The following is a 23,053-nucleotide window of genomic DNA, read 5'->3' on the forward strand; positions in this document are numbered from 1 at the left end:
GTGCTCATCAAGAACCCCGCCCGGCAGCTGGACTCCGGATACCTGGACCGGACCCCGCTCTTCCAGTTCGTGCTGCTGTCGCTGCTGTTCCCGATGTGGGGCGCCGCCGCCGGGCTGAACGACATCCTGATCACGCAGTTCAAGCACGTCTTCACGCTCTCCGACGCGGCGACCGCATTCGTGCAGTCGGCGTTCTACGGCGGCTATTTCCTGATCGCCATCCCGGCGTCGCGGATCGTGCGGCGGACGTCGTACAAGGTGGGCGTCCTGATCGGGCTGTCCGTCTACATCATCGGGTGCGGACTGTTCTTCCCGGCCAGCATGCTCGCGACCTACGGGATGTTCCTGTTCTGCATCTTCGCCGTCGCGATCGGGCTGAGCTTCCTCGAGACCAGCGCGAACACGTACTCCTCGATGCTCGGACCGCGCCGGACCTCGACGCTGCGGCTGAACATCTCGCAGACGTTCACCCCGCTCGGCAACCTGACCGGCGTGATCCTCGGGAAGTACCTGATCTTCGGTTCCGGGGACTCGATCCAGGCGCAGCTGGACGCGGCACCGACGCCCGAGGCGAAGCTGGCCCTCGGCCACGAGCTGCTGCAGAACACCCTGCTGCCCTACAAGTACATCCTCGTCGTCCTGGTCTGCCTGCTCGTGCTGTTCCTCGTCACCGAGTACCCGCGGAGCAAGCCGCGGGGGGAGACCGCGGAGCAGCCGGCCGGCCTGGGCGAGACGTTGCGCGTCCTCGGCCGCATCGCGCAGTACCGGAAGGGCATCGTCGCGCAGTTCCTCTACGTCGGCCTGCAGACGGCGGTGTGGTCGTTCACGATCCGGGTGGCCCTCGAGCTCTACCCCGGCATGAACGAGCGCGAGGCGACCAACTACATGATCGTCGGGTTCATCTGCTTCCTCGCGGGCAAGTTCGTCGCGAACGCCCTCATCGCGCGGTACTCCGCCGCCCGGGTGCTCGTCGTCTACTGCGCCATCGGCGCGGTCCTGCTCGTGCTGGCCGCCTTCGGTCCGGCCGCCTCCGCGATCTGGTTGGTGATCGCCTCGAACCTGGTGATGGGCCCGTGCTGGCCGACGATCTTCGGTCAGACCCTCGACACCATCACGGACAAGCGCTACCAGGAGACCGGCGGCGCCATCCTCGTGATGGCGATCGTCGGCGGTGCGGTCGTGCCGGTGGTGCAGGGTGCGGTGTCGGACGCGCTCGGGTCGCTGCAGCGGTCGTTCGTGGTCTCCGCGGTCTGCTTCCTCGGCATCCTGCTGTACTTCCGCAGCAACCTGCGCCACCACGTGACCGACGCCGAGGAGCCCGCCGTCGAGGCCGGCGCCCTGCGGGAGGAGCGCGCCTGATCCGGCGCCGGGTCACTCCGGGGCGCCCACGTAGGTGCCGCGCCGGTAGACGACCGTGACCACTCCCTGGGCCTGCAGGAACCCGATCGCCCGGGTCAGGGTGGACATCGACACCCCGTGCTCCTCGGCGACCACCCGAGCCGGCGGGAGCCGCTCTCCCGGCCGGAACTCCCCGGCCTCGATGCGGGATCGCAGCGCCACGGCGGCGGCCTCGGCCGGCTTCACGGTCGTCGAGCGTAGGCAGCTCGCCCCTGGCCCGGAATGGACCTGGGTCCAGTCTTCGGGCTGGCCGGCGGCGTTCAGGGGAAGCCGACGGCGCTCTCCGAGAGCGGCAGTTCGTCGGTGCGTGGTCCCGGTGGCGGGTCGGTGACGACGGTGTCCGGGGTGACCGTGCCCTCCCAGGTCAGGGTGTCGATCTCGAAGGGCAGGTTCGTGGCGGACAGCGGTGCCGGGGAGTCCATGAGCTGGAAGTGCAGGTGGGACTCGGTGGTGTTGCCGGAGTTGCCGGCACGGGCGAGCACCTGGCCCCGCCGCACGCGGTCACCGACCCGCACCGCCGGCGACCCGGTCTGCAGGTGGGCGTAGAACGCGTAGGCGCCGCCGCCGAGGTCGAGGACGATCCGGTTCCCGCCCAGGTCGTTCAACGGCAGCGTCAGGAACTGGTGCGGGGGAGCCTCGGGCATGTCGCCCACCACGGCGACGACCGTCGCGTCCGCGACCGCGAGCACCGGCTGGCCGAAGGTGAAGTAGTCCTCGTTGCGGTTCGGGTCCCCGGCGAACGTGGCCTGCGTGCCGCGGGTCAGGTCGACGAGGGGCCGGGCGGCGAGGTCGAAGCGGGACCAGTCGACCGCGTACCGCTCGCCGCCGTTGATGCGCCCTCCGAGCGGGACCATGGCGGCCCGGTGCGGGGTGAGGTCGCAGCAGCCGTTGACCGCGACCCAGCCGGGCCCGGTCAGCGGCGGCCCGATCACCCGCGGCGCCGGTCCGTCGATCCCGACCGGCCCGGTGACCTGCTCGCTGCTCGACGGGAACGTCGCCGCCGCGAACGTCGCCTGGTTCGGCGGCAGCGGGCCGAACGTGGCCCGGACGCGGTGCACCACGGACGCAGGCACCGCCTCGCGGGTCGCGTAGACGTCGTCGAGGAGGAGCAGGACGGTGCGGCCCGCCGCGATCTCGGCGACCGGCGTCGGGGGGAGCGTGTAGTCGCCCACGAGCAGGGACCGGGCGGTGATCGCCGACCCGGTGAGGGTCCCGACGACGCGGCCGCCCGGACCGTCGGCGAGGGACTCCACCGAGGTGAGGGTCGCGGCGCGCGGCCCGGCGTTGAGCACCTGCAGCTCGTAGACGACGTGGAATCGCCCGTCCGTGCCCCGGACCGGCGACGGGGCCTGGGGCACCGGTGTGATCACCAGCGGCAGGAACGTCGGCGGGTCCTGCGGCACCGGTGTCGCGGGCGGCGGGCTCGCGGTGGTCGAGGTGCTCGCGCATCCCGCGAGGACGACGAGGGTCGTCAGGACGACGACCGCGAGAGGGTGTCGACGCATCCTCGCCCCCCGGGGATTCGAGCCGAACCTCGACCGTAGGGAGCGTCGCGAGATGTGGACATGGGCCTGGGTCCCGTCCCGGGACGCGAGTTGGGTCCCGTCCTCGTGGACCCGGAGCCGGACCCGGTGACAATCTTGGTCGGTGCGACGACCAGCCACCGGGGCGCCGACCGTGGCACTGCGGCAGCTCGCTGCGCTCGGTGTCGCGTTCGGTGTCGTGGAGATCGTGCTGTTCCCTCCGGGACGGTGGCAGGACGTCGCCCACGCGGTCGCCTACACGGTGACCGCCTGGGTGTACCTCGGCGCCGGCATCGCGGCCTGGTCCCGCCGCCCGGGGAGCCGGATCGGGCCGCTGCTCACCGCCGGCGGCGGGATGTGGTTGCTCTGCGGCCTGGCGAGCACGACGGTCCCCGTCCTGGTCGGCCTCGGCATCGTCGTCGCGACGATCCCGGTGGCGGTCCTGCTGCACGTGCTGCTCGCGTTCCCCTCGGGCCACCTGGGAGATCGCTGGTCCCGACTGCTGGTCGTCGGCGGGTACGTCACGACGACGGTGCTGCAGGCGCCGGTGTGGCTGTGGGACCCGGCGTCCCCCTTCCTCTTCGCGGACCGTCCGGACCTGCTGTTCGCGGGCCGTCTCGTCAACTCGACGTGCGCCTTCGTCGTGATCCTCGGGACGGCCGCCGTGGTGGTCGCCCGGCTGCGAGCCGCCCGGACCGCGGACCGGCCGGTCCTCGCGCCGCTCTACCTCTACGGTGGCGGCGCGATCGTCGTGGTCGTCGTGGCCGGCAACCTGTACCGCGTCGCGCCGGTCGACCCGGTGGTGGTCGACTGGGTGCAGGTCGCCCTGCTGGCCGGGGTGCCGATCGCCTTCGCCGCCGGGGTGCTGCTCGGCGGGTTCGCCCGCACCGCGGCGATCGAGGAGCTCGGGGTGTGGCTCGGGAGCACCGAACGGCGCCGCGGCGAGGTCGGGCCGGCCCTGGCCCGCACCCTCGGGGATCCGTCGCTGACGCTGGCGTTCCGGGGCGACGACGGGAGCTGGGTCGACGGCGACGGCCACCCCGCGGTGGTGCCGCCCGGCCTGGCGCTGGTCCCCATCGAGCTGGCGGGGCGGCCCGTCGGCGCGATCGTGCACGACCCGTCGCTGCAACCGAACCCCGACACCGTCCGGGCGGCGGGCCGGGTGGTGGCGATCGCCGTCGACCGCGAGCGGCTGACCGCGCGGCTGCTCGCCGAGCAGGAGCAGCTGCGCGAGTCCCGGACCCGCCTGGTCGAGGCCGGGGACCGCGAGCGGCGCCGCCTCGCCCGCGACCTGCACGACCGGCTGCAGAGCCGCCTGGTCCTGCTCGCCCTGCGCGCCGGGACCGCGCGGCCGGAGACCGCCGACCTCGAGGCGTTCCGCCGCGACGTCGACCAGGTCGCCGCCGAGGTGCGGTCGATCGTGGCCGGCGTGATGCCCGCCCTGCTCATCGAGCGCGGGCTGAGCTCCGCGGTCGAGGACATGCTGGCCCGCACCCCGCTGCAGACGAGGCTCGACACCGACGACCTCGACGGGCCGGGGCTCCCGCCGTCGGTGGAGGGCACGGCGTACCACGTCGTCGCCGAGTCGATCACCAACACGGTGAAGCACGCGGTGGCGTCGTCGCTGGTGGTCGGGCTGCACCACCGCACCGGCGTCCTCACCGTCTCGGTGCACGACGACGGGTGCGGAGGTGCCGTCGCGTCCGGTGGGACCGGTCTGCGGGGGTTGCGGGACCGGGTCGAGGCGCTCGGTGGACGCTTCGCGGTGGACAGCCCGGACGAGGGCGGGACGACGGTGGTCGCGGAGATCCCGTGCGCGTCCTGATCGGCGAGGACGAGGCCCTGCTGCGCGAGGGCCTGACCCTGCTGCTGCGCCGCGAGGGCTTCGAGGTCGTCGCGGCCGTGGCCGACGCGTCCTCGCTGGTCGACCAGGCGCTGCGGCTCGCGCCGGACCTGGTGCTCACCGACATCCGGATGCCTCCCGGACGCACCGACGACGGGCTGCAGGCGGCGATCCGGCTCCGGGCCGCCCGTCCGGGGCTGGGCGTCGTCGTGCTGTCCCAGCACGTGCACGGGCAGTACGCGCTCGAGCTCCTCGGTGCCCGCCCGCGCGGGGTCGGTTACCTGCTCAAGCAGCGCATCGCCGAGGTGACGAACTTCGTGCGCGACCTGCGCCGCGTCGCGGGTGGCGACGTGGCCCTGGACCCGGAGGTCGTCTCGGCGATGCTGGAGCGACGCGACGACGGGGTCGAGCGGCTCTCGGTGCGCCGCCGGGAGGTGCTCGCGCTGGTCGCCGAGGGGCGCAGCAACGCCGCGATCGCCCGCCGTCTGGGGATCACGGAGAAGGCGGTGGTCGCCCACGTGTCGGGGATCTACGAGACGCTCGGGCTCCCCGACGACGCCGACGACCACCGCCGCGTCCTCGCGGTCGTCCGCTACCTCACCCACTGACCGGGGCAGCGCCCGGAAGACCGCTGCGGACCACCTCGTAGGTCACGACGGCGAGCCCCTTCCCGAGGGTGCCGACGCGCACGAGCCGCAGCGGTGTCCGGTCGGTGGTCGGGCCGAAGAGCCGCGCGCCGTCCCCGAGCAGGACGGGGAAGACCACGAGTCGCAGCTCGTCGACGAGGCCGTGCTCGAGGAGGGCGTGGACGAGCCGGGCGCTGGCGTACACCAGGATCTCGCCGTCGACCTCCCGGGCGAGGGCCGGGACGCGGTCGACCACGTCCGCGCCGATGAGCGTCGAGTTCGACCACCGGGGCGGCGCCGTGCCGGAGGACACCACGTACTTCGGCAGCCCGTTCAACCGGTCGGCCCACGTCCCGGTGCGTGACTGCCAGCGCGCGGCGAAGAACTCCTCGCTCCGTCGGCCCATCAGCAGCGCGTCCGCGCCGAGTGTCTCCGCGGTCGCGGCCTCGGCCCACTCCTCGAGGTCCTCGCCCCCGAACCGGCCGAACCAGCCGCCGCGCCGGAACCCCTCCTGGCCGTCGGGGTCCTGCACGATCCCGTCGAGCGAGACGTTCGCGCTGACGACGATCCTTCCCATGTCGGTCTCCTCTCCCGGTCCCGTGACCCGTCGGCGATACGGTCCCCGCGACGGCCCGGAACCGGGCGCTCCCGGGCCGCCCAGTTCGCCCCCGCGCCGGTGTCCACCCGACGACGGGGAGCGCGGCGGACCCGGGACGGAGGCGCGGCGGTGGGCACGGACGAGCTGGTGGCCCGGGCACGGGCGGGGGACGGTGCGGCGTTCGAGCAGCTCACCGAGCCGTACCGTCGTGAGCTGCAGGTGCACTGCTACCGCATGCTCGGGTCGCTCCACGACGCCGAGGACGCCCTCCAGGACACGCTGCTCGGAGCCTGGCGCGGGCTCGGCGGGTTCGAGGGCCGATCGTCCGTGCGGACCTGGCTCTACCGGATCGCCACCAACCGGTGCCTCAACCTGCGCCGCTCGACGGCCCGCCGCCCGGCGAAGGCGTGGGACGTGCCCGGGGTCGAGCCGCCCGAGCCGACGCGGCTCGGCGAGTGCCCGTGGCTGGAGCCCTGCCCCGACACCCTCGTGGCGGACGTGCTCGACGGCCCGCCCGGACCCGAGGCCCGGTACGAACGGACCGAGTCGATCTCGCTCGCGTTCGTGACCGCGCTGCAGCTGCTCCCGCCGCGCCAGCTCTCGGTACTCCTGCTGCGCGACGTCCTGGGCTTCCGGGCCGCCGAGGTCGCGGACGTGCTCGACACCTCCGTGGAGTCCGTGACGAGCGCCCTCAAGCGCGCGCGGGCACGCCTGCGCGGCCTGGACGCGGCTCGGCCGCCCGCACCCGCACCCCTGTCGCCGGCCGAGGACGTCGTGGTGGCGCGGTTCGTCGCGGCGTACGAGTCGGCCGACCTCCCCGCACTCGTGGCGCTGCTGAGCGACGACGTCTTCGTCTCGATGCCCCCGCTGCCGCACGAGTACGAGGGGCGTGAGGCGGTGGGCCGGCTGTTCGAGCGCATCTTCGGGGCCGGGCGACGGTTCGACCTGGTGCGCACCCGGGCCAACGGGCAGCCGGCCTGCGGGGCCTACCTCCGCGGTCCCTCGGCCCCCGGGGTGGGGCTGTACGTCCTCACCCTCGCCGGGGACCGCATCGTAGCGCTGACCCGCTTCGAGCACACCCTGCTCGGTCCGTTCGGACTGCCTCCCGCCCTGACGGACGCACCGGGCGGACACGACGCGGCCGTTCCCCGGTCGGTCCGGCGCTGACGGACGATCAGTCCGCGACCGCGAGCCGCGGAGCGTCCGCGCCCAGGGTCTCCACGGCCACCGTCGCGAAGTCGAGGACGCGCTGCTCCCGACGGTCCTCCGCGACGACCACGCAGGTCTGCGCCGGTTCGGCGTCGGTCAGCGGGCGGTGGACCAGGTCGGGGCGGGAGTAGGACCGCGCCACGCTGCGGGGGACGACGGCGATGGCCGTCCCCGAGGCGATGAGCTCGAACTTCTCCTCGAGCGAGTCGGTGCGCCGCCCCTGCGTGTTGAGGAGCGGCCGGCCCTCCAGGTCGGCGAGGTGCAGCCGTCGTCGGCGGGCCAGTGGATGCGACGCGGGCAGGCAGACCACCTTCGGGTCGCTGCCGACGGGCACGCTGCGCAGGCCGGTGTCGTCGAACGGGCGGCGCAGCAGGCCGACGTCGGCCCGGCCGTCGCGCAGCGGCGCGTCCTGCTCCCACCAGTCCAGACGCAGCAGCGCGATCTCGACGTCGGGATGGGTCGCGGTGAACGCCCGGACGGCCTCGGAGACGTGCAGACCCGGGGCGAACGCGACGACGACCCGTGCCACGCCGCGGTCGACCTCGTGGACACGGCGGAGGGCGGAGTCGACGGCGGCGAACAGCCCGCGCGTCTCCTCGTGGAGCTGCTCGCCCGCCGGGGTCAGCTGCACCCGGCGGGTCGTGCGGGCGAGCAGGGTGCAGCCGAGCTCGTGCTCGAGCGCGCGGATCTGCCGGCTCAGCACCGGCTGCGCGATGTAGAGGGCCTGAGCGGCGCGACCGAAGTGGCGGTGCTCCGCCACCGCGGCGAAGTACCGCAGCTTGCGGAGATCCAGGTCCATGCCCTCAAGGTATCAATCTCGGCGGACAGGTATTGGACGCTCGCGGCCGGGCGGACGGAGCCTGGACGCATGATCGTCCTGACCACGCCCACCGGTGACATCGGTGGGCAGCTCCTCGAGCTCCTCCTCTCCCGGGCCCCCGACGAGCCGCTCCGGGTCGTCGTCCGTGACCCCGCGAAGCTCTCCGGCGCCGTCCGGGACCGGGTCGAGGTCGTGACCGGGTCCCACGGCGACGCCGACGTCGCCGACCGCGCGTTCGCCGGCGCGGACGCCGTGTTCTGGGTCGTCCCGCCGGATCCGTCGGCGCCCAGCCTCGAGGCCGCCTACTCCGGGTTCACCACGCCCGCGGTGAAGGCGTTCGCCGCGCACGGGGTCCGGCGGGTCGTCGGGGTGTCCGCGCTCGGACGCGGCACGACGGTCGCCGACCGCGCCGGCCTGGTCACGGCCTCGCTCGCGATGGACGACCTCATCGCCGGCAGCGGGGTGGCCTACCGGGCGCTCGCGAACCCCGGGTTCATGGACAACGTGCTGCGCCGCACGGCCTCGATCCGCGACGAGGGCGTGTTCGCGGACACGGCGTCGCCCGCCCGCCGGGCCCCGCTCGTGGCCACCCGCGACATCGCGGCCCGGGCGGCCGAGCTGCTGCTCGACCCGTCGTGGGAGGGCGTCGGCAGCGTCCCGGTCCTCGGGCCGGAGGACCTCTCGCCCGAGGACATGGTCCGCACCATGTCCGAGGTCCTGGGTCGGCCGGTGCGCTACGAGCGGCTCCCGCTCGAGACCCTCGCTGCCGGGATGACGGCCGGCGGGGTGGGCGACGCCTTCGTCCGGGGCATGGTCGACATGATGCGGGCCAAGGACGAGGGGCTCGACGCGGGCGTGCCGCGGACCCCGGAGACGACGAGCCCGACGACGTTCCGGCAGTGGTGCCAGGAGGTGCTCGTCCCCGCGGTCGGGGCCTGAGCCGGTGGAGACACAGCCCGCCGCCCCGGAGGGCTCTGGCACGCTGCCGCGGTGACCACGCCGCGCCGCCTGCTCCTCGCGGTCGCGGTGGCGGTCCTCGTCGCGGCGGGCCTGGTCTGGCGGCTCGGCCTCGGGACCGACGGCGCGCTCGGGGCGGCCGACAACGCCGACGGCGCCCGCCTGTTCTGCACCGCGTGGCTGGCCCCGGACGCCACCGACGGGCACGCGTCGGGCCACGGCATCGTCGTCACCCGGTTCCGCACCGGCGGCCCCGCCTGCCGCATCCCCGCCCCGGTCACCTCCGCCGGCGTGGTCCTCGGCGCGGTCGTCGCGGCCACCACCGGCCCGGCGGAGCCCGCGCCGTTCGACCTCGAGGCGCTCGCCGCGGCGTACGCCGGGCTGTTCGGCCTCGGAGCCGGGATCGCGGCGTGGGCCGCCGGCGCCCGGGCGAGGCCGGGCCTCGTGGTGCTCGCGGTGGTCGCCCCGCCGGTCCTCCCGCTACTGGTCGTCCCGTGGTGGTCCCGGTTCCTGGTGTCGACCTACGACGAGCCGGCGGGGCTGCTCGGCGCGGCCTGGATCGCCGGCGGACTGCTGGCGGTCGCCGTCACCCGCCCCGCCGACCGGGCCGCCCGCACCGCCGCGCTCGCCCTGCTCGCGGCCGGGGCGGTGGTCGCGGCCACCGCCAAGCCCGCCTTCGTCCCCCTCGGGCTCACGGCCGCGGCCGCGTGCCTGCTCGTCGCGGTCGGCGCGACCCGGTGGCGGCGCCGGGTGCCGGGCCTCGTCGCGGGCGTCGTCGCCGTCGCCCTCGCCGCCTCCCCGGTGCTCGCCGGGATCCGCTACCAGGACACGCTCTACGAGGTCCCGAACACCCACGACCTGGTGTTCACCGCGATCCTCCCCGAGTCCGGCCCCGCCGCGCTCCCCGCGCTCGGGCTGCCCCCCGAGGCGTGGCAGCGCTCCGGCGAGCACTACTACCTCGACCTCGGCCGGAACGTCCCCGGCTGGACCGAGGTCCCCGGCCCGCGGACCACGGCGATCCGCGCGGCCGCCCGCGCCTACGTCGCGGCGCACCCGCTGCTCCTGGCGAGGATGGTGCACCGGGGCCTGATCGCGACCCTCCGCCCGCAGGTGCCCTACCTGGTCCCGACGACGGCGGGCGCGCGGACCGTGAGCGGCTCGCTCCCCGTGCCCGACGTCCCGGAGGGGGCGCAGCACATGGGGGTGACCTTCGCCTACTTCGACCGGCTCCCGGGCCGCTGGGTGCCGCCGACGATCGTCGCGGCGGCCCTGCTCGCCGCGGCCGCGGCGACGGTCCTCCCGCGCCGCGGCCGGGGCCGGACCGCCCGGGGCCTGGCCCGCGTCTCGGGGGTCCTCGCCGTGGCCGCCGTCGGGACCGTGGTGCTGGCCGTGCTCGGCGACGGCTACGTCGAGCTGGCCAAGCACGTGTGGCTCGCGTCGTACCTGCTGGTGGTGACGGCGACGGTGCTCCTGCTCGCGGCGGGGACCGCCCTGGCCCGGCGCCGGCCTCACTCCCCGTTGAGCGACACCGCCGCGGCGTCCGCGCCCGAGGGGTCGAGCACGAGCCGGCCCGGACCGCGGCCGGGCACGTCGGTCGGCCAGCCGGGCCCGGTGCCCTTCACGTAGCGCAGGACGTGGTCCGTGGGCCGCACCGGCGCGCGGTCGGCGTGCAGGGTGTCGAGCCGCAGCAGGAACCTCCCGACGGGGCCCGACGTCGCCTCGCGCTGCGCGACGAGGGCCATCAGCCGGGCGTGGTCGGAGAACCCGTCGACGATGTCGCAGCGGCAGCCGTAGGCGAGCGCGCCGATCTCGCCGGGCGCGAGCACCGACTGCCCCGGCGGCACCGCCCGCGCGAGCTGCTCGCCCGCCGCGAGGTACTGGCCCGACGTCGCCCAGTTGCCGAACAGCGCCGGCTGCGCCCAGGGCACCCCCAGGGCGGTCTGCAGCCCGATCCCGGCGCCCGCGACGACGGCGAGCGCGGCGGCGAGCGCGCCGGTCCGCCGGACGGCGAGGTCCGCGGCGCCGAGCGCCGCGCAGACGGTGAGCAGCCCGAGCGACGGGCAGTAGTACCAGAGGTAGGACGAGACGCCCATCGCCGCGTAGACCGCGTAGTGCGCGAGCCCGGCCACCCCGCAGGCGACCACGACCCGGTCGGCGAGCCGGCCCGAGCCCCGGGCCCACGCCACGGCGGCCACGACGAGCGCGCCGAGCCCGGCCGCCACGACCGCGGAGATCAGCACCATCGCCACCGGCCAGCGCTGCGCGAAGAACAGCGGGCCGTTGCCGAAGACCTCGCCGTTCGGGAACGCCCCGCCGGTCTTGATCACGAGCGTGTCGGGCACGAAGCCGCCCAGCACGAACCACGACCACAGGTGCCAGGGCAGCACGACGACGGCGGCCGTGCCCCAGGCGAGGAACATCCGGCGCGGGGCGCGTGGCGCGGCCCCGACGAAGAGCACGGCCAGCAGGACGACGGCGGGGACCGCGAGGTCGGGCCGGCACAGCACCGCGAGACCGGTGACGACGCCGGCCGCCACCGCCCGCCGCGCCGCCGCGTACCGGGCCACCCCCAGCAGGAGGGCCGCGCCGAGGAACGACTCCATGCCGACCACGCTCGCGAAGAGCGGCGAGGTCACGACCAGGCCGACGACCAGGCCGACCACCACCGCGCGGCGCCGCCCGAGCGCGCCGGCGAGCCCGGCGGCCCAGCCGCCCAGCAGGGCCGTGGCGAGGACGAGCACGAGGCCGGCGGCCACCACCGGGCGGCCCCCGGTGACCAGGATCCCGGCGGCCAGCAGCCAGACGTTCAGCGGCGAGGTGGCCGTGTTGGCGTCGCGGAACAGGGTCAGGCCCCAGTGGCCGTGCTCGGCGAGGTTCCGCGCGTAGTCCAGCGTGATGTAGGAGTCGTCCGGCATGCCCCGGTGGGCGAGCAGGAACAGCACCGCGCCGGCGAGGGCGCCGCACGCCGCCGCGGGCGCGGTCGGTGTCCACACCGTCCGCCACCGCGACGTCGCCGTCCCGACGGCGGGGGTGGTCCCGTGCGCCGGGACGGTCGCCTCGTCGACGAGCTCCCGCCCGGGCGCGGTGGTGGGCTCGGCCGACATGGCTGCTCCAGCTGGGGGTCGACACGCACGACGGGCGGAGCGCTCACCGTAGCGGGGCACCGCGCTGCGCCGTCCGAGGCCCGCCCGTCGCGGAAATCCACCCACCTGCGACGACACACCGGTGAGGACCCTGCAGGCGCCGCGGGGGACCTCCCTAGTCTCCTCCTCGGCGGTACCCCGACCGTCGAGGGGAGGCGCGATGACCACGGGGACGACCCTCGGGTCACCGGCCGTGCCCGACGAGGCCGACGGCGAGGCGGCTTCCGAGCGCCCGGCCCACCTCGGTCGGCGGGCGCGCCTGCTCGTGGCGCTCGGCGCGCTCGCCGTCGTGCTCGCGGTCGCGGCCGCGCTCGCGCCCGTCGTCGTCTCGACCTCGACGGTCCTCTGGCCCCCGCCCGGACGTCCGGCCACGTCCACGACGCTCGCCCTCGCCCCGCCGCGACCGCTCTCCTTCGACGCGACCGTCCCGTGCGCGGCGCTGGCCGGTCCCGGACCCGTGGAGGGGCTGCGCACGGTTCCGCCCGGCGAACCGCGCGGGCTGCTGGTCGCCGCCCGGGGCGAGGGCGCCGCCCGACGCGTGACCGTCGACCTGGACGGCGCCCGCCTGGTGGACGCCCCGCTCGGGACCGCACCGTGCACCTGGCGGGTGGACGTGGCGGCCGGGTCGCCGCCGCATGTCACCCGGGACGGCGCCCCGGTCCCCCCGGCCTGCGGGGCGTGCGCGGAGGTCGAACCGCCGCAGGTGACGCGCCTGTCCACCGGCCGCCCGGGCACCCCCGGGCTCGCCGTCTCGCTCCAGCCCGACGACCGCTACGACTCCTCGCCCTCGACGCTGAAGACCTGGCTGCTGATCGCCCAGCTCGTGGTGCTCGCGGTCCTGGTGGTGGTGCTGGCCGGCCGGCCCCGACGCGGGCCGCCCGGCCCCGGCGCGCGACTCGCCGCCCGGCTGCGGTCGGGGATCGCCCGGGTCCGCGGGCACGCGTCGCCCGCGGACGCCGTCGTCGTGGTCATCTCGGGGGTGTGGGCCGTGATCGGCCCGACCAACTTCGACGACTCCTGGTACCCGCTGATGGCCCGCGCGGCCGAGCGCACGGGGACCATGGCCAACGCGGTCTACATGTGGAACGCGACCGAGAGCCCGTTCGTCGCGTCCCAGTACCTCGTCGGGGCCTGGGGCGCCCTGGGTGGCTGGTCGCTGCTGTGGATGCGCCTGCTCGCGGTCCTGCTCGGGCTGCTCGCGTGGGCCGGGCTGCGCGTCTACACGGTCCTGGCCCTGCAGGGGACCGGTGTGCGGGACGCCAAGGTGCCGTGGGCGCTGCTCGTCGCGCACCTGCTGTGGTGGCTGCCCTACGGGCTGACGCTGCGCCCGGAGCCGCTGATCGTGCTGCTGTCCGTCGTGGTCCTGGTGTGCGGGCAGCTCGCACGCCGGTGGGGCGGGGCGGGCGCGGTGGGCGCCGTCGCGGTGGCCGTCGGCGCGGCCGCGCTGGCGGTGACGTGCTCCCCGACCGGGCTGGTCGCGATCGCCCCGCTCGTCGTGGACGCCGGGCGGGGCTGGGCGTGGCTGCGGGCCGAGTGGGGACCGCACCGGTGGTCGGCGCTGGCCGCGGTCGCGGTGGTGGTCGCGGCGGGGACGATCGCGGTGCCGGTCGGGCTCGGCGACGCCTCGGTCGGCGACGTGCTCGAGGCCCAGGCCGTGCACTCCTGGTACTACGCGACCGTCCCGTGGTTCGACGAGCTGGTCCACTACCAGACCCTGCTCAGCCCCCAGGTGACGCCGTGGGCGCGGCGGGCGCCGGTACTGCTCACCCTCGCCGTGCTCGCCGTCGCCGCGGTCTCCAGCGGCGCCCGGGACGACCGCGACCCGCTGCGGCGGCTGCTCCTCACCAGCGCGGCCACCACCGCCCTCGCGTTCGCCCTGCTCGCGGTCAGCCCCACCAAGTGGGTGCTGCACTTCCCGGCCGTCGCGGCGTCGGGCACCGTGCTCGTCGCGGTCGCGCTGCTGCGGGCCGCGCTGCCCCGGCAGGACCGGGCCCTCGCCACCGCCGCGAGCGTCGCGGTGCTGGTCACCGCCGCGGCCATGACGTTCGCGGGCCTCAACGTCTGGCGGCCGTTCTCCGACCGCGGCCAGCCGTTCGGCCCGCACGCCGCCGGCGACCTCACCCGCGCGGAACAGGGCCTGCTCGCCCCGCACCTGGGCCCGATCTACCTGCGGAACCCGCTGGTGTGGCTCGCGATCGCGCTGCTCGCGGCCTGGTGGGCGCGCGCGCGGTGGATGCCGCGGGCCCCTCGCCCGTCGCCGGCCCGCGCAGTGCTCGTCGCGGCCTGCCTCGCCGTCGTCGTCGGGCTGGTCGGGGTGTTCACCCTCGCGCCGCTGCGGCAGTACCCGGGGTGGACCGTCGCGCTGGGCAACGTCCACGACGTCGCGCACTCGGCCTGCGGCCTCGAGAACGAGGTGTCGGTGCTGCGCCCCTCGCCGACCCCGCTCGGCGCCCCGACGCCGGCCGTGCTCTCCGGCGACTTCCTGGCCGCGGTCGACAGCCCCGTCCCGCGGCCCGTGCCGGGGATGGGCACCGTCTGGCACACCGACGGGCCCGCGGTCTCCGGCACCGGGTCGCTCGACTCGGGGTGGTACCCGCTGCCGCGCGGCGCGGGCCGCCCGGCCGCGGCCGGCGACCCCCGGCCCGCGGCGACCGACGTCGTCGTCCCGGTCCTGCCGCGCCCGGACGGCGCCACCGAGGCCGGCGTCCGCCTCGAGATCGGCACCGGACCCGTCGGCGCCCCGACCTCGGTGACCCCGGAGAAGGTCGGCCTCTCGCCCGCCGCCGACGAGCGGACCTGGCAGGAGATCCCGATCTCGCTGGTCGGGCTCCCGGGGCCGCCGACCGCGGTCCGGGTCGTCGCCGACTCACCGACCGGGGTGCTCGCCGTCGCCCAGCCCTGGATCGGGGGACCGCGCCCGATCCGGGAGCTGCTCGCGCCCGACGGCGGCCCCGGGGTGCCGGTGCGCGCGGACCAGATGACCTCGGCGTTCTGGCCGTGCGTGGACCAGCAGTTCGTCGAGGACGGCGTTGCTCCGCCCACCCGCTACCGGTTGCAGGCGGGGGAGGACCTCGGCGACAACTTCACCGGGCTGTGGACCGACAACACCCTCGGCGGGGTGTGGCGCGGCGAGGACCTGGAGTCCACCTACGTGCGCCTCCCGACGGCGGTCCCGGTGGGCGGCCCGCCCACCCGCCCGTGGGGGTCGGTCGACCTCGTGGTGCACGACCTGCCGACCGGCGGGACGGCCCTCGACCACGGCACCACCACCCGGTCGGGGCTCGCACGGCTGCCGACGATCGCCCGGCAGTCCTACGCGGACGTCAAGTTCCAGGGCATGGACGACTGACGGACGGGCCCGCTCAGCGGCGGCCGAACAGCATCTCGACCGGGACCATCAGGGTCTTGGTGATCTCGCCGGAGAGCCGCAACCACCACCGCAGCGGACGTGGGACGACGAGGAAGTCCCCGCGGGCGGCGGAGCGCAGGACCTGGCGGACGAGGCCGTCGTCGGGCGCCGCGCCGTGACCGGCGGTGCTGACGCGGAGCGTGGAGATGCCGTCCTGCTGGGCGGCGTCGTCGACCTCGCCGAGGTGTTCGACGAGCCGGCGGATGCCGCTGTTGTCGGTGAGCACCTCGGCGGTGAACTCCTCGACGCCCTCCTCGGCGGCGCGGCGCGCCAGGTCGTGGGCCAGTTCGGTTCCCAGGCCACGCTGCTGCCAGGTGTCGGCCACGGTGATGGCCATCTCGGCGACGGTGTGGTCGTCCCCGTCCCGGATCCAGCGGGCCTCGCCGACCACGTCGCCCTCCTCGGCGGTGACGGCGACGAGCGCCTCGTGGTCGCGGTGGTCGACGTCGGCCAGCCGGCGCAGCGCGTGGGCGGACACGGTCGGCTTGCCGCTCAGGAAGCGCTGGAAGCGGGAGCTGGTGCTGAGCTCCTCGAACATCGCGCCCAGGCCGGCCTGGTCCTCGGGACGCAGGGTGCGCAGCACCACCGGGTCGCCGGAGCGCAGCCGGACACGACGGTGCACCGCCGGCGCCTCGTGACGGGGAGAGACCATGACTCCAGGGAAGCGGGTCCCGGCGGATCTGCCAACCGCCGTTCCACGACTCTCATCGTCGTCACAGCGCGGTCAGGTCCCCCGCGCCGCGTCACGCACCGTCAGCCCCGAGGTGCGCTGTCCTCGGGGACCGGGCGGGGCCGGCGGCGCAGGTGCTTGCCGAACCTCTGCTGGGCCCCCTGCTTGGTGGTCCCGTAGAGCACGCCGATCTCGTGCCAGGTGGTGCCGGCCCACCGCGCCTCGGCCGCGGCGGTCTGCTCGATCTCCTCGGCCGCCTCGCGCAGCCGCCGGGCCGCGTCGAGCACCTGCCGTGGATCGTCCGTGGCCGCCAGCGACTCCAGCGCTGCCCGTGCCCGCCGTCGCGGGGCACCGTCATCCATCGGTCAACGATAACTTGACGTCTCTCCGGCGGATGGACACCATGGGTCAACGGGTCGTTGACCGTGGCGGGGTCGGGGGAGGGCGTCGTGGGCAAGAACAAGAAGAAGGCGAAGTCGAACGGCACGTCCACCGGCAGCGCGAACGGGACGGCCCCGGCCGGGACGCACGACGAGGCCGCCGGGGGCGACGACGCGGCCGCGCCGCGGGACGAGCAGCGGCCCACCCTGCAGCGCCGCCGCGAGAAGCTGCAGTCGCGGATGCGGGCGCTCGAGGCCGCCCAGCAGCAGGTGTCGCGGCTCGAGCAGGACCTGGACGACACCGCCCGCACCGCCCGGGAGCAGGAGTCCGCGCTCGCGGCGGCCACGGCGCGGGTCGCCCGGCTCGAACAGGCGCTGCTGGCCGTCGACCGCCGGCGCGCCGAGCTGCAGTCCGCGCTCGAGGAGGTCCGGTCCGACGTCGCGCGGGCCCGGGAGCGGGCCGCCGCGGCGGAGCGCAAGTACGACGGCGCGGTGCTCGCGGAGCTCGTGCGGCGCGAGAAGGCCGTGGACCTCGCCCTGCACACGCCCTGACCGGGGCTGGTCGAGACCTGACCGTCGCCCGTCGGGCCGGCAGGGTAGGAAGGCTCCATGGTGCCGGAGTCGGAGTGGCAGGCAGCGCGGCAGCGGTTCGTCGAGCACGCGACCGGACCGTTGCCCGAACTCGTGGCGCCCCGCGAGGTAGCGCTCGATCTGGGGCCCCTGGCCGCCCAGTTCCTCGAGCTCGGCGAGGTGCTGTTCCACGTGCCGCTCGAGACCGGCGTGATCGGGGTCCTCGAGCGGGTGGTGCAGCAGGCGCAGGCGCTGGTCCCGGCGGCCGACATGGTGTCGGTGACCCTGCGGGAGCGCGACGGCAGCTTCCGCACCCCGGTCGAGACCGACCCGCTGGCCACCCGCGCCGACCTGATCCAGTACGAGACCGGGGAGGGGCCCTGCATCGAGGCCACCGCCGCGGCGAGCCCCGGCTTCGTCGTGAGCCGGGATCTGGGCCGCGACCCGGCCTACCCCCGGTTCGGCCCCCGGGTGGTCCAGCTCGGCATGTCGGCGCTCTGCGCGACCGGAATGTTCCCCGGCGGCGAGACGCCGCGGTCGGGCGCGCTCAACTACTACTTCCGCGATCCCGAGGACCTCGCCGGGGTCGACCCCGACGTGATGCTGCTGCTGGCCGCGCACGGTGCGGTCGCCCTGCGCGCCGCCCGTGCCGTCGAGGCCGAACAGCTGCGGAGCTCCCAGCTCTCCGAGGCCTTGCAGTCCCGGGACGTCATCGGGCAGGCCAAGGGCATCCTGATGGAGCGTCGCGGGATCGGCGCCGAGGAGGCGTTCGACGTCCTGCGCCGCACGTCCCAGGACCTGAACATCAAGCTGCGCGACCTCGCGAGCACCATCGCCCTCCGCCGCGCCGAGCTCTAGCTCGTCGCCACGCCTCGTAGCGGCGGGGCGTGACCCCGGGGCGAAGGAGCCACGACGAGCCGACCCCTCAATCGGCTCGTCGTGGCGTCCTTCCGACCCTCGAACTCGCCGAGGGTCGCCATTCCCGGCTCGGGGTGCCGGGCAGTCCGGAAAGTGCTCCACCGTTCGGCGCGTGGAGCGGCGCTCGCGGTTCCGCAAGTGCGCAGGAACTGCGGTATCGGCGGGGATTCACCGCTCGGCGTCGGCGGAGATCCGCATTCCTCCGGGACGCCGTGTGGTCAGGGCAGGCCGGCGACGCCGGGGCGTGCCGGTGCCGCTCTCCGCTCCCGGTGACGGTCGGCGTCCGACGTCGTCACGGCACCCGGTGGCCGCCGGGGGCGGGTCGGGACAGTGACCTCAGGACCGACACGGGGGCGTCGGTCGTCGTGGGGCGCGCAGCGCGGGAGTGCGGACGGACCTCAGCCCGGTCCGACCACGATCTCGGGGGACCACCACGTCGCCCGGCGGCGCACGGCGGCCAGGGCCAGGCCGGCTGCGGCCAGCAGCACGGCAGACGTCTCGGGAGAGAGCCCCACCGGGGCCCACGAACCGTCAGCACCGGTCGTGGCGGCCGACCCCGCGCCGGCGGGCATCGCGAGCGGCTCCGGGAGACCCGGCGTCACCGGTGTGGAGTGGTCGGTCAGACCGTCGTACGCACCTGGGGGACCGTGCCCCGGAGAGACGACGACCTCGCGTGGTGGGCCCGGGGGCGCCGGCGTGGCCGACCCTGTCACGGGCGCGCCGAGCGTCGTCGGGGGAGCCGGCGTCGCCCCGACCGGGGCGAGGGACGGGGCCCGTGGCGGGTCACCGGACGACGTCGGGGGTGTGGCCGCGGAGAGCGGGGCGAGGGGCAGCGACGTCGCGGCGGCGCCGACGGAGCCGACGGGCTCGGGGCCGACGGAGACGGGGCCGACGGAGACGGGGCCGACGGAGACGGGGCCGACGGAGACGGGGCCGACGGACAGGGGGCTGACGGACAGGGGGCTGACGGAGACGGGGCCGACGGACAGGGGGCCGACGGACAGGGGGTCGACGGACAGGGCGGTCGTGAGGGCGCCGTCGGTCGAGCGCGCCGGTGAGGTATCGAGCGCCGGCACCGCCGCGGGCACGGCGAGCGCCGGGATCGAGGTCGTCAGCGGCGGGCCGAGCGCATCGCTCACGAGCCGGACCGGCTGGGTCCGGGCCACGTCCGGCGGGGTCGGCTCGGGGATCACCGCGGTCGTCGGCCGCGGGACGGAGCGGGCCGGGGTCGACCCGCCGCCGGGCAGCACCGTCGGCGCCACCGGCACGGCCGCCGGGATCGGCGCGCCGGCGAACGCACGAACGGCCGGTTCGTGACCTTCTTCGGTGATGAACCGGCCGTTCGTGTCCCGGCGGGCCGGAGCCGTCGCCACCCCGGCCGGCGGCGAGGCGCTGCGTGCACCACCGGCGCCCCGGGTCGCGGGCTCGGTCGGCCGGCGCGCGCCCGCCGCGGTGCTCGCGGCCGCGGACCGGCCGGCACCCGCACGCGCAACAGCGCGGTCCGCGGGCTCGTCCGACGCCCGCGTCGCCGGCCGACCGGCACCCGGTGAGCGGTGGCCGGTGACCGAGCCGCTCGGCCGCGTCGTGCTCCGTGGTTCGTCGGTGTGCGTCGCCCGGCGGACGCTGACCGACGCGCCGGTGCCGACCGAGCGAGCGGCGGGCTTGGTGGCCTGGTGGGCGGGGGCATGGGCGCCGGGCGTCGACCCACCGGACGGGCGGCCACCGCCGGTGTCGGCGTGGGCCTGGGCGGCGAACACCGCACCGAGGAGCAGCATCCCGGCGAGCAGGCCCACGAGCAGCAGCAGGCGCCGCACGGCCGCGCCGAGCGCGGAGCCGGGCTCAGCGGGGCTGCTCCCTGCGTCGATCATCGTGCTCCCGGACACCCCACGGCCGCCGCGTCCCGACGACGACGTGGTCGCATTTCCCTTTCGTGGGCACCCAGATTGGCACGACCGTCGCCCGGATACGAGACCCCGCGGACATTCTTCGTGTTCCCGATTCCGACGTCCTCGGGCCATTCGACACTGAGCGACGAATTCGCGGTGAGACTAGGCCGTTCTCGTCAATCCGGCGGGAGAAGATCCCATTTTGTCGCTCCCGGTCACCAGTCGTCCCGCCGCCCGAGCGGCCGGAGCCCGCTCGTCCGCGGCTGACGGGTTCGGCGGAGGCTCAGCCCTCGGAGGGGTCGAGCACGCAGAACTCGTTCCCGGAGGGGTCGGCGTACACCCGCCAGGGCAGGCCCTCGGCCTCGTCGACGGGTTGGGCGCCGAGGGCCCGGAGCTCGTCGTCGCCGGGGGAGGTCCGGCGCACGTCGAGGTGCAGCCGGTTCTTCGTCGTGTGCGGGGCGGATTCCGGGCACAGCTCGAGCAGGGGGCCCACACCGGCCGGGTGCCGCAGTGTCCGGATGCCGGGGGTGCCCTCCGCCGGTACCCACCCCGTCAGGGCGGCCCAGAACCGGGCGTCCCGGTCGGGATCCGCGCTGTCGAGGGGCAGGGCCGCGATCGGGCCGGTCGCCCGGTACTCGGCGCGGTCGTCCATCACACAGAACGGGTTGCCCTCCGGGTCGGCCAGCACCACCCAGGGGACCTCGCCCTGGCCGATGTCGGCACGGGTCGCGCCGAGGGCGAGGAGCTCGTCCACGCGGGCGGCCTGGGACGCCCCACCGAGGACGTCGAGGTGGAGCCGGCGGCCGTCGTCGGGACCGTCGGGGACCGGCTGGAAGCACAGGTCGAGCCAGGTGTCCCCGAGGTGGAGGCGGTGGCAGTCGTCCCCGGCGGGTTCCGCGCCCAGGGCCGCGGCCCAGAAGCGCCCCAATCGGTCCGGGTCGCGGGCGTCCCACACGATGTTCTCGAGGTGCACGTCGCCGATCCTCGCGGGCCCACCCGGCGCCGGACCTCCGAGGGCGGTCACGACGCCGTCCGCCGCGAGCCGCCCCGCGCCCGGAGGAGGACGGCGACGACGGCGGCGGCGGGCAGGAGCGCCACCGCGCCGAGCGCGCCGGGCACCCCGACGACGCCGAGGAGGCCGCCCACCGCGGCCGGTCCCACGGCTCCGCCCTCGAAGACGGCGAAGTTGAGCAGGCCCGCCGCGACGGTCCGGTCGTCCGCGGCGACGAGGTCCGGGACGAGACCGGTGACGACGGCCTGCGCGCCCGCGAACCCGATCACGGTGAGGCCGGTGCCCGCGACGGTGACGACGACCCCGGCGCCCGCCACGGGCACGGCGACGAGGAGGGCGCCCAGCGCGGTGAGTGCCGCGAGCCCGCCCAGGACCCGCCACGATCCGAGGCGCCGCACCACCGGGCCGACGCCCCGACCGGCCAGGACCGCGCAGGCCGCTGCGGGGACGAGCACCGCCCCGGCGACGAGGCTGCCGCCGCCGACGGCGTGCTGCACGAGGCTCGGGGCCACGAACAGCACGCCGTAGTACCCCGCGAAGACCGCGCCACCCGCGGCGCCGGCGACCACGAGGCCCGGGGCCGCGACCACCCGCCGCGGCACGAAGCGGTCGGGTCGGGTGCGCAGCCGCCGGAGCACGACGACGACCGCGACGATCCCGGCGACGCCCACGACCGCGGCCGCGGCCGCGGGCAGCCCGACCGCCCGGGTCTGGAGCAGGACGACCACCGCGGCGGCGAGGGTCGTCAGGGCCGCCGCGCCCACCACGTCGAGGCGGCCGACCTCGGCGTCGAGCGGGGCCGGCACCGCCCGCAGGGTCCGCCGCCCGAGGACACCGAGCAGCAGCAGGACGGGCAGGGCGACCGCCGGGACCGCGAGCACCACGCGCCATCCCGCCCAGGCGTCGAGGGCACCGCCCAGCAGCGTGCCCAACGCCGACGCCGTCCCCGCGGACGCCGCGACCGCGCCGAGTGCGCGCAGCCGGGCCCGGGCCGGGAGAGCACCGGGGAGCGTGACGGCGGCGATCGTCGCCGCTCCGGCACCGACGCCGCCGACCAGGCGCCCGACGACGACCACCGCCAGCGTCGGCGCGAGGGCGGCGACGATCGAGCCCGCCGCCACCAGCGCCATGCCGACGACGAGCAGCCCGCGGGCTCCCCGGCGGGCCGCCCACCGTCCCGCGAGGGGCATGGTCGCCGCCGAGGTCAGCGACCAGCCGGCGAGGATCCACGCCGTCGCCCCGAACGGCACCCCGAGCGCCGTGGCGACGCCCGGCAGCGTCACCGACGGAGCCCCGACGGAGACGAACAGCGGGAGGACGGCCACCCCGAGCAGCAGCCCGAGGCGGGCGCCGATCCGCTCCGCGTCCGGGCCCGCCTCGTCGGGAGGCGCCGTCGTCAGGCCGGGGGCGTCGGTCATCGGGAGCTCCTCGTCGGTCGCGGCGCGTGCCGCCGACGGGGTCGTCGTGACACACTAGAAGGCGATCGCGTGTCACGCTACGAGCCGGAGGAGTTACACGTCAAATGCTCGACGCGTATCACCAGAGCGGCGTGGACCTCGCCGTCGACCTCGCCAACACCCTCAAGCCGGTCAGGGGCGAGGACCTGCTCGACTCCGTCGCCGCGCTGCGCGCGTTCCTCGGGGAGCACCTCCCGGCCGCCGAGCGCGCCAAGCCTCCGTCCGCCGCCGACCTCGAGGCGGTGCGGGCGGTGCGGACCACGGTGCGCGAGGCCCTCGAGCGAGCGGCCGACGACCCGGAGCACGTCGCCCGGCTCGTCAACGATGCCCTGCGGGAGTGCCGGGCGGTCCCGCAGCTGCGGCCCGACGGCGACGGCTGGCGTCTCGAGACCGCCCCGGGCCACGGCGGCTGGGCGGAGGTCGTGGCGGTGCGGGCGCTCGACGCCCTGGCCGCCGTCCTGGTCGAGTACGGGCCGACCCGTCTCGGGGTGTGCTCGTCGCCGACCTGCCGCTCGACCTTTGCCGACCTGTCGCGGAACGGCTCGAAGCAGTACTGCAGCCGCGGCTGCGCCCACCGCGCGAGCGTCGCGGCCTACCGGGCCCGGGGGCGGTCGTCGTCCTGAGCCGGTCGGAC

Annotated in this window: 20 protein-coding genes; 10 read left to right on the forward strand and 10 right to left on the reverse strand. The window is 76.0% G+C overall.

The window, feature by feature from the left end; all coding sequences use genetic code 11:
- Nucleotides 1–1,359, forward strand: a complete 1,359-nt coding sequence (gene fucP, locus HH311_RS27690; RefSeq protein WP_169186952.1) for an L-fucose:H+ symporter permease — start codon at nucleotides 1–3, stop codon at nucleotides 1,357–1,359.
- 12 nt (nucleotides 1,360–1,371) lie between these two features.
- Here the strand turns inward: fucP and HH311_RS32885 are convergent, their stop codons facing one another.
- Nucleotides 1,372–1,584, reverse strand: a complete 213-nt coding sequence (locus HH311_RS32885) for a winged helix-turn-helix domain-containing protein (protein ID WP_169186953.1) — start codon at nucleotides 1,582–1,584, stop codon at nucleotides 1,372–1,374.
- A gap of 74 nt (nucleotides 1,585–1,658) precedes the next feature.
- On the reverse strand, nucleotides 1,659–2,903 hold the full coding sequence (locus HH311_RS27700; protein ID WP_169186954.1) for a M23 family metallopeptidase: 1,245 nt from the start codon (nucleotides 2,901–2,903) through the stop codon (nucleotides 1,659–1,661).
- A gap of 142 nt (nucleotides 2,904–3,045) precedes the next feature.
- On the opposite strand from HH311_RS27700, the gene HH311_RS27705 reads away from it, so the two are divergent.
- A complete protein-coding gene (locus HH311_RS27705; protein ID WP_169186955.1) occupies nucleotides 3,046–4,746 on the forward strand; it encodes an ATP-binding protein in 1,701 nt (566 codons plus the stop codon).
- Nucleotides 4,734–5,372, forward strand: coding sequence for a response regulator transcription factor (locus HH311_RS27710; protein WP_169186956.1), 639 nt, complete (start codon nucleotides 4,734–4,736; stop codon nucleotides 5,370–5,372). Before HH311_RS27705 ends, HH311_RS27710 begins: the two co-directional genes overlap by 13 nt.
- Here the strand turns inward: HH311_RS27710 and HH311_RS27715 are convergent.
- A complete protein-coding gene (locus tag HH311_RS27715) occupies nucleotides 5,362–5,967 on the reverse strand; it encodes a dihydrofolate reductase family protein (RefSeq protein ID WP_169186957.1) in 606 nt (201 codons plus the stop codon). The two genes, HH311_RS27710 and HH311_RS27715, sit on opposite strands and share 11 nt — an antisense overlap.
- Nucleotides 5,968–6,117: 150 nt before the next feature.
- Here HH311_RS27715 and HH311_RS27720 point away from each other — a divergent pair, with 150 nt between their 5' ends.
- Nucleotides 6,118–7,155 (forward strand): RNA polymerase subunit sigma-70, encoded by a 1,038-nt coding sequence (locus HH311_RS27720; protein ID WP_169186958.1) that lies wholly within the window; start codon nucleotides 6,118–6,120, stop codon nucleotides 7,153–7,155.
- A gap of 7 nt (nucleotides 7,156–7,162) precedes the next feature.
- Here the strand turns inward: HH311_RS27720 and HH311_RS27725 are convergent, their stop codons facing one another.
- Complete coding sequence (locus tag HH311_RS27725; protein ID WP_169186959.1) at nucleotides 7,163–7,996, reverse strand: LysR family transcriptional regulator; 834 nt, start codon at nucleotides 7,994–7,996, stop codon at nucleotides 7,163–7,165.
- A gap of 69 nt (nucleotides 7,997–8,065) precedes the next feature.
- Between HH311_RS27725 and HH311_RS27730 the strand changes: the two genes are divergently transcribed.
- Together HH311_RS27730 and HH311_RS27735 are read left to right on the forward strand one after the other, a co-directional pair.
- Nucleotides 8,066–8,956 (forward strand): NAD(P)H-binding protein, encoded by an 891-nt coding sequence (locus HH311_RS27730; RefSeq protein WP_169186960.1) that lies wholly within the window; start codon nucleotides 8,066–8,068, stop codon nucleotides 8,954–8,956.
- 51 nt (nucleotides 8,957–9,007) lie between these two features.
- On the forward strand, nucleotides 9,008–10,600 hold the full coding sequence (locus HH311_RS27735; RefSeq protein ID WP_169186961.1) for a hypothetical protein: 1,593 nt from the start codon (nucleotides 9,008–9,010) through the stop codon (nucleotides 10,598–10,600).
- Here HH311_RS27735 and HH311_RS27740 read toward each other — a convergent pair.
- Nucleotides 10,483–12,078 carry a hypothetical protein gene (locus tag HH311_RS27740; protein WP_169186962.1) on the reverse strand — a complete coding sequence of 532 codons (1,596 nt, stop codon included), beginning with the start codon at nucleotides 12,076–12,078 and terminating at the stop codon, nucleotides 10,483–10,485. The genes HH311_RS27735 and HH311_RS27740 overlap by 118 nt on opposite strands.
- Before the next feature lie 199 nt (nucleotides 12,079–12,277).
- Here HH311_RS27740 and HH311_RS27745 point away from each other — a divergent pair, with 199 nt between their 5' ends.
- Nucleotides 12,278–15,466: an arabinosyltransferase domain-containing protein gene (locus HH311_RS27745; protein ID WP_169186963.1), complete on the forward strand. Its 3,189-nt coding sequence runs from the start codon at nucleotides 12,278–12,280 to the stop codon at nucleotides 15,464–15,466.
- A 13-nt stretch (nucleotides 15,467–15,479) separates the two neighbouring features.
- On the opposite strand, the gene HH311_RS27750 is transcribed toward HH311_RS27745, so the two are convergent.
- Together HH311_RS27750 and HH311_RS27755 are read right to left on the reverse strand one after the other, a co-directional pair.
- Nucleotides 15,480–16,178, reverse strand: a complete 699-nt coding sequence (locus HH311_RS27750; RefSeq protein ID WP_169186964.1) for a GNAT family N-acetyltransferase — start codon at nucleotides 16,176–16,178, stop codon at nucleotides 15,480–15,482.
- A 101-nt stretch (nucleotides 16,179–16,279) separates the two neighbouring features.
- A complete protein-coding gene (locus HH311_RS27755; protein ID WP_169186965.1) occupies nucleotides 16,280–16,558 on the reverse strand; it encodes a hypothetical protein in 279 nt (92 codons plus the stop codon).
- 63 nt (nucleotides 16,559–16,621) lie between these two features.
- On the opposite strand from HH311_RS27755, the gene HH311_RS27760 reads away from it, so the two are divergent.
- Nucleotides 16,622–17,128 (forward strand): hypothetical protein, encoded by a 507-nt coding sequence (locus HH311_RS27760; RefSeq protein WP_169186966.1) that lies wholly within the window; start codon nucleotides 16,622–16,624, stop codon nucleotides 17,126–17,128.
- A gap of 57 nt (nucleotides 17,129–17,185) precedes the next feature.
- Nucleotides 17,186–18,004, forward strand: coding sequence for an ANTAR domain-containing protein (locus tag HH311_RS27765; RefSeq protein WP_169186967.1), 819 nt, complete (start codon nucleotides 17,186–17,188; stop codon nucleotides 18,002–18,004).
- A 458-nt stretch (nucleotides 18,005–18,462) separates the two neighbouring features.
- Here the strand turns inward: HH311_RS27765 and HH311_RS27770 are convergent, their stop codons facing one another.
- From HH311_RS27770 to HH311_RS27780, 3 genes are all read right to left on the reverse strand, one after another.
- Nucleotides 18,463–19,932 carry a hypothetical protein gene (locus tag HH311_RS27770; RefSeq protein ID WP_169186968.1) on the reverse strand — a complete coding sequence of 490 codons (1,470 nt, stop codon included), beginning with the start codon at nucleotides 19,930–19,932 and terminating at the stop codon, nucleotides 18,463–18,465.
- 301 nt (nucleotides 19,933–20,233) lie between these two features.
- A complete protein-coding gene (locus HH311_RS27775; RefSeq protein WP_312030451.1) occupies nucleotides 20,234–20,974 on the reverse strand; it encodes a VOC family protein in 741 nt (246 codons plus the stop codon).
- Nucleotides 20,971–22,380 carry an MFS transporter gene (locus HH311_RS27780; protein ID WP_211190904.1) on the reverse strand — a complete coding sequence of 470 codons (1,410 nt, stop codon included), beginning with the start codon at nucleotides 22,378–22,380 and terminating at the stop codon, nucleotides 20,971–20,973. Before HH311_RS27780 ends, HH311_RS27775 begins: the two co-directional genes overlap by 4 nt.
- A 104-nt stretch (nucleotides 22,381–22,484) precedes the next feature.
- On the opposite strand from HH311_RS27780, the gene HH311_RS27785 reads away from it, so the two are divergent.
- Nucleotides 22,485–23,042 carry an ABATE domain-containing protein gene (locus HH311_RS27785; protein WP_169186969.1) on the forward strand — a complete coding sequence of 186 codons (558 nt, stop codon included), beginning with the start codon at nucleotides 22,485–22,487 and terminating at the stop codon, nucleotides 23,040–23,042.
- Nucleotides 23,043–23,053 lie beyond the last annotated feature (11 nt).

Source organism: Actinomycetospora sp. TBRC 11914, assembly GCF_012933465.1.
Lineage (GTDB): Bacteria > Actinomycetota > Actinomycetes > Mycobacteriales > Pseudonocardiaceae > Actinomycetospora.

Excerpts from the sequence above, each read along its gene's own strand:
- HH311_RS27700 (WP_169186954.1), bottom strand. The coding sequence starts at position 2,903 with ATGCGTCGACACCCTCTCGCGGTCGTCGTCCTGACGACCCTCGTCGTC.
- HH311_RS27715 (WP_169186957.1), bottom strand. The coding sequence starts at position 5,967 with ATGGGAAGGATCGTCGTCAGCGCGAACGTCTCGCTCGACGGGATCGTG.
- HH311_RS27725 (WP_169186959.1), bottom strand. The coding sequence starts at position 7,996 with ATGGACCTGGATCTCCGCAAGCTGCGGTACTTCGCCGCGGTGGCGGAG.
- HH311_RS27730 (WP_169186960.1), top strand. The coding sequence starts at position 8,066 with ATGATCGTCCTGACCACGCCCACCGGTGACATCGGTGGGCAGCTCCTC.
- HH311_RS27740 (WP_169186962.1), bottom strand. The coding sequence starts at position 12,078 with ATGTCGGCCGAGCCCACCACCGCGCCCGGGCGGGAGCTCGTCGACGAG.
- HH311_RS27745 (WP_169186963.1), top strand. The coding sequence starts at position 12,278 with ATGACCACGGGGACGACCCTCGGGTCACCGGCCGTGCCCGACGAGGCC.
- HH311_RS27750 (WP_169186964.1), bottom strand. The coding sequence starts at position 16,178 with ATGGTCTCTCCCCGTCACGAGGCGCCGGCGGTGCACCGTCGTGTCCGG.
- HH311_RS27755 (WP_169186965.1), bottom strand. The coding sequence starts at position 16,558 with ATGGATGACGGTGCCCCGCGACGGCGGGCACGGGCAGCGCTGGAGTCG.
- HH311_RS27765 (WP_169186967.1), top strand. The coding sequence starts at position 17,186 with ATGGTGCCGGAGTCGGAGTGGCAGGCAGCGCGGCAGCGGTTCGTCGAG.
- HH311_RS27770 (WP_169186968.1), bottom strand. The coding sequence starts at position 19,932 with ATGATCGACGCAGGGAGCAGCCCCGCTGAGCCCGGCTCCGCGCTCGGC.
- HH311_RS27780 (WP_211190904.1), bottom strand. The coding sequence starts at position 22,380 with ATGACCGACGCCCCCGGCCTGACGACGGCGCCTCCCGACGAGGCGGGC.
- HH311_RS27785 (WP_169186969.1), top strand. The coding sequence starts at position 22,485 with ATGCTCGACGCGTATCACCAGAGCGGCGTGGACCTCGCCGTCGACCTC.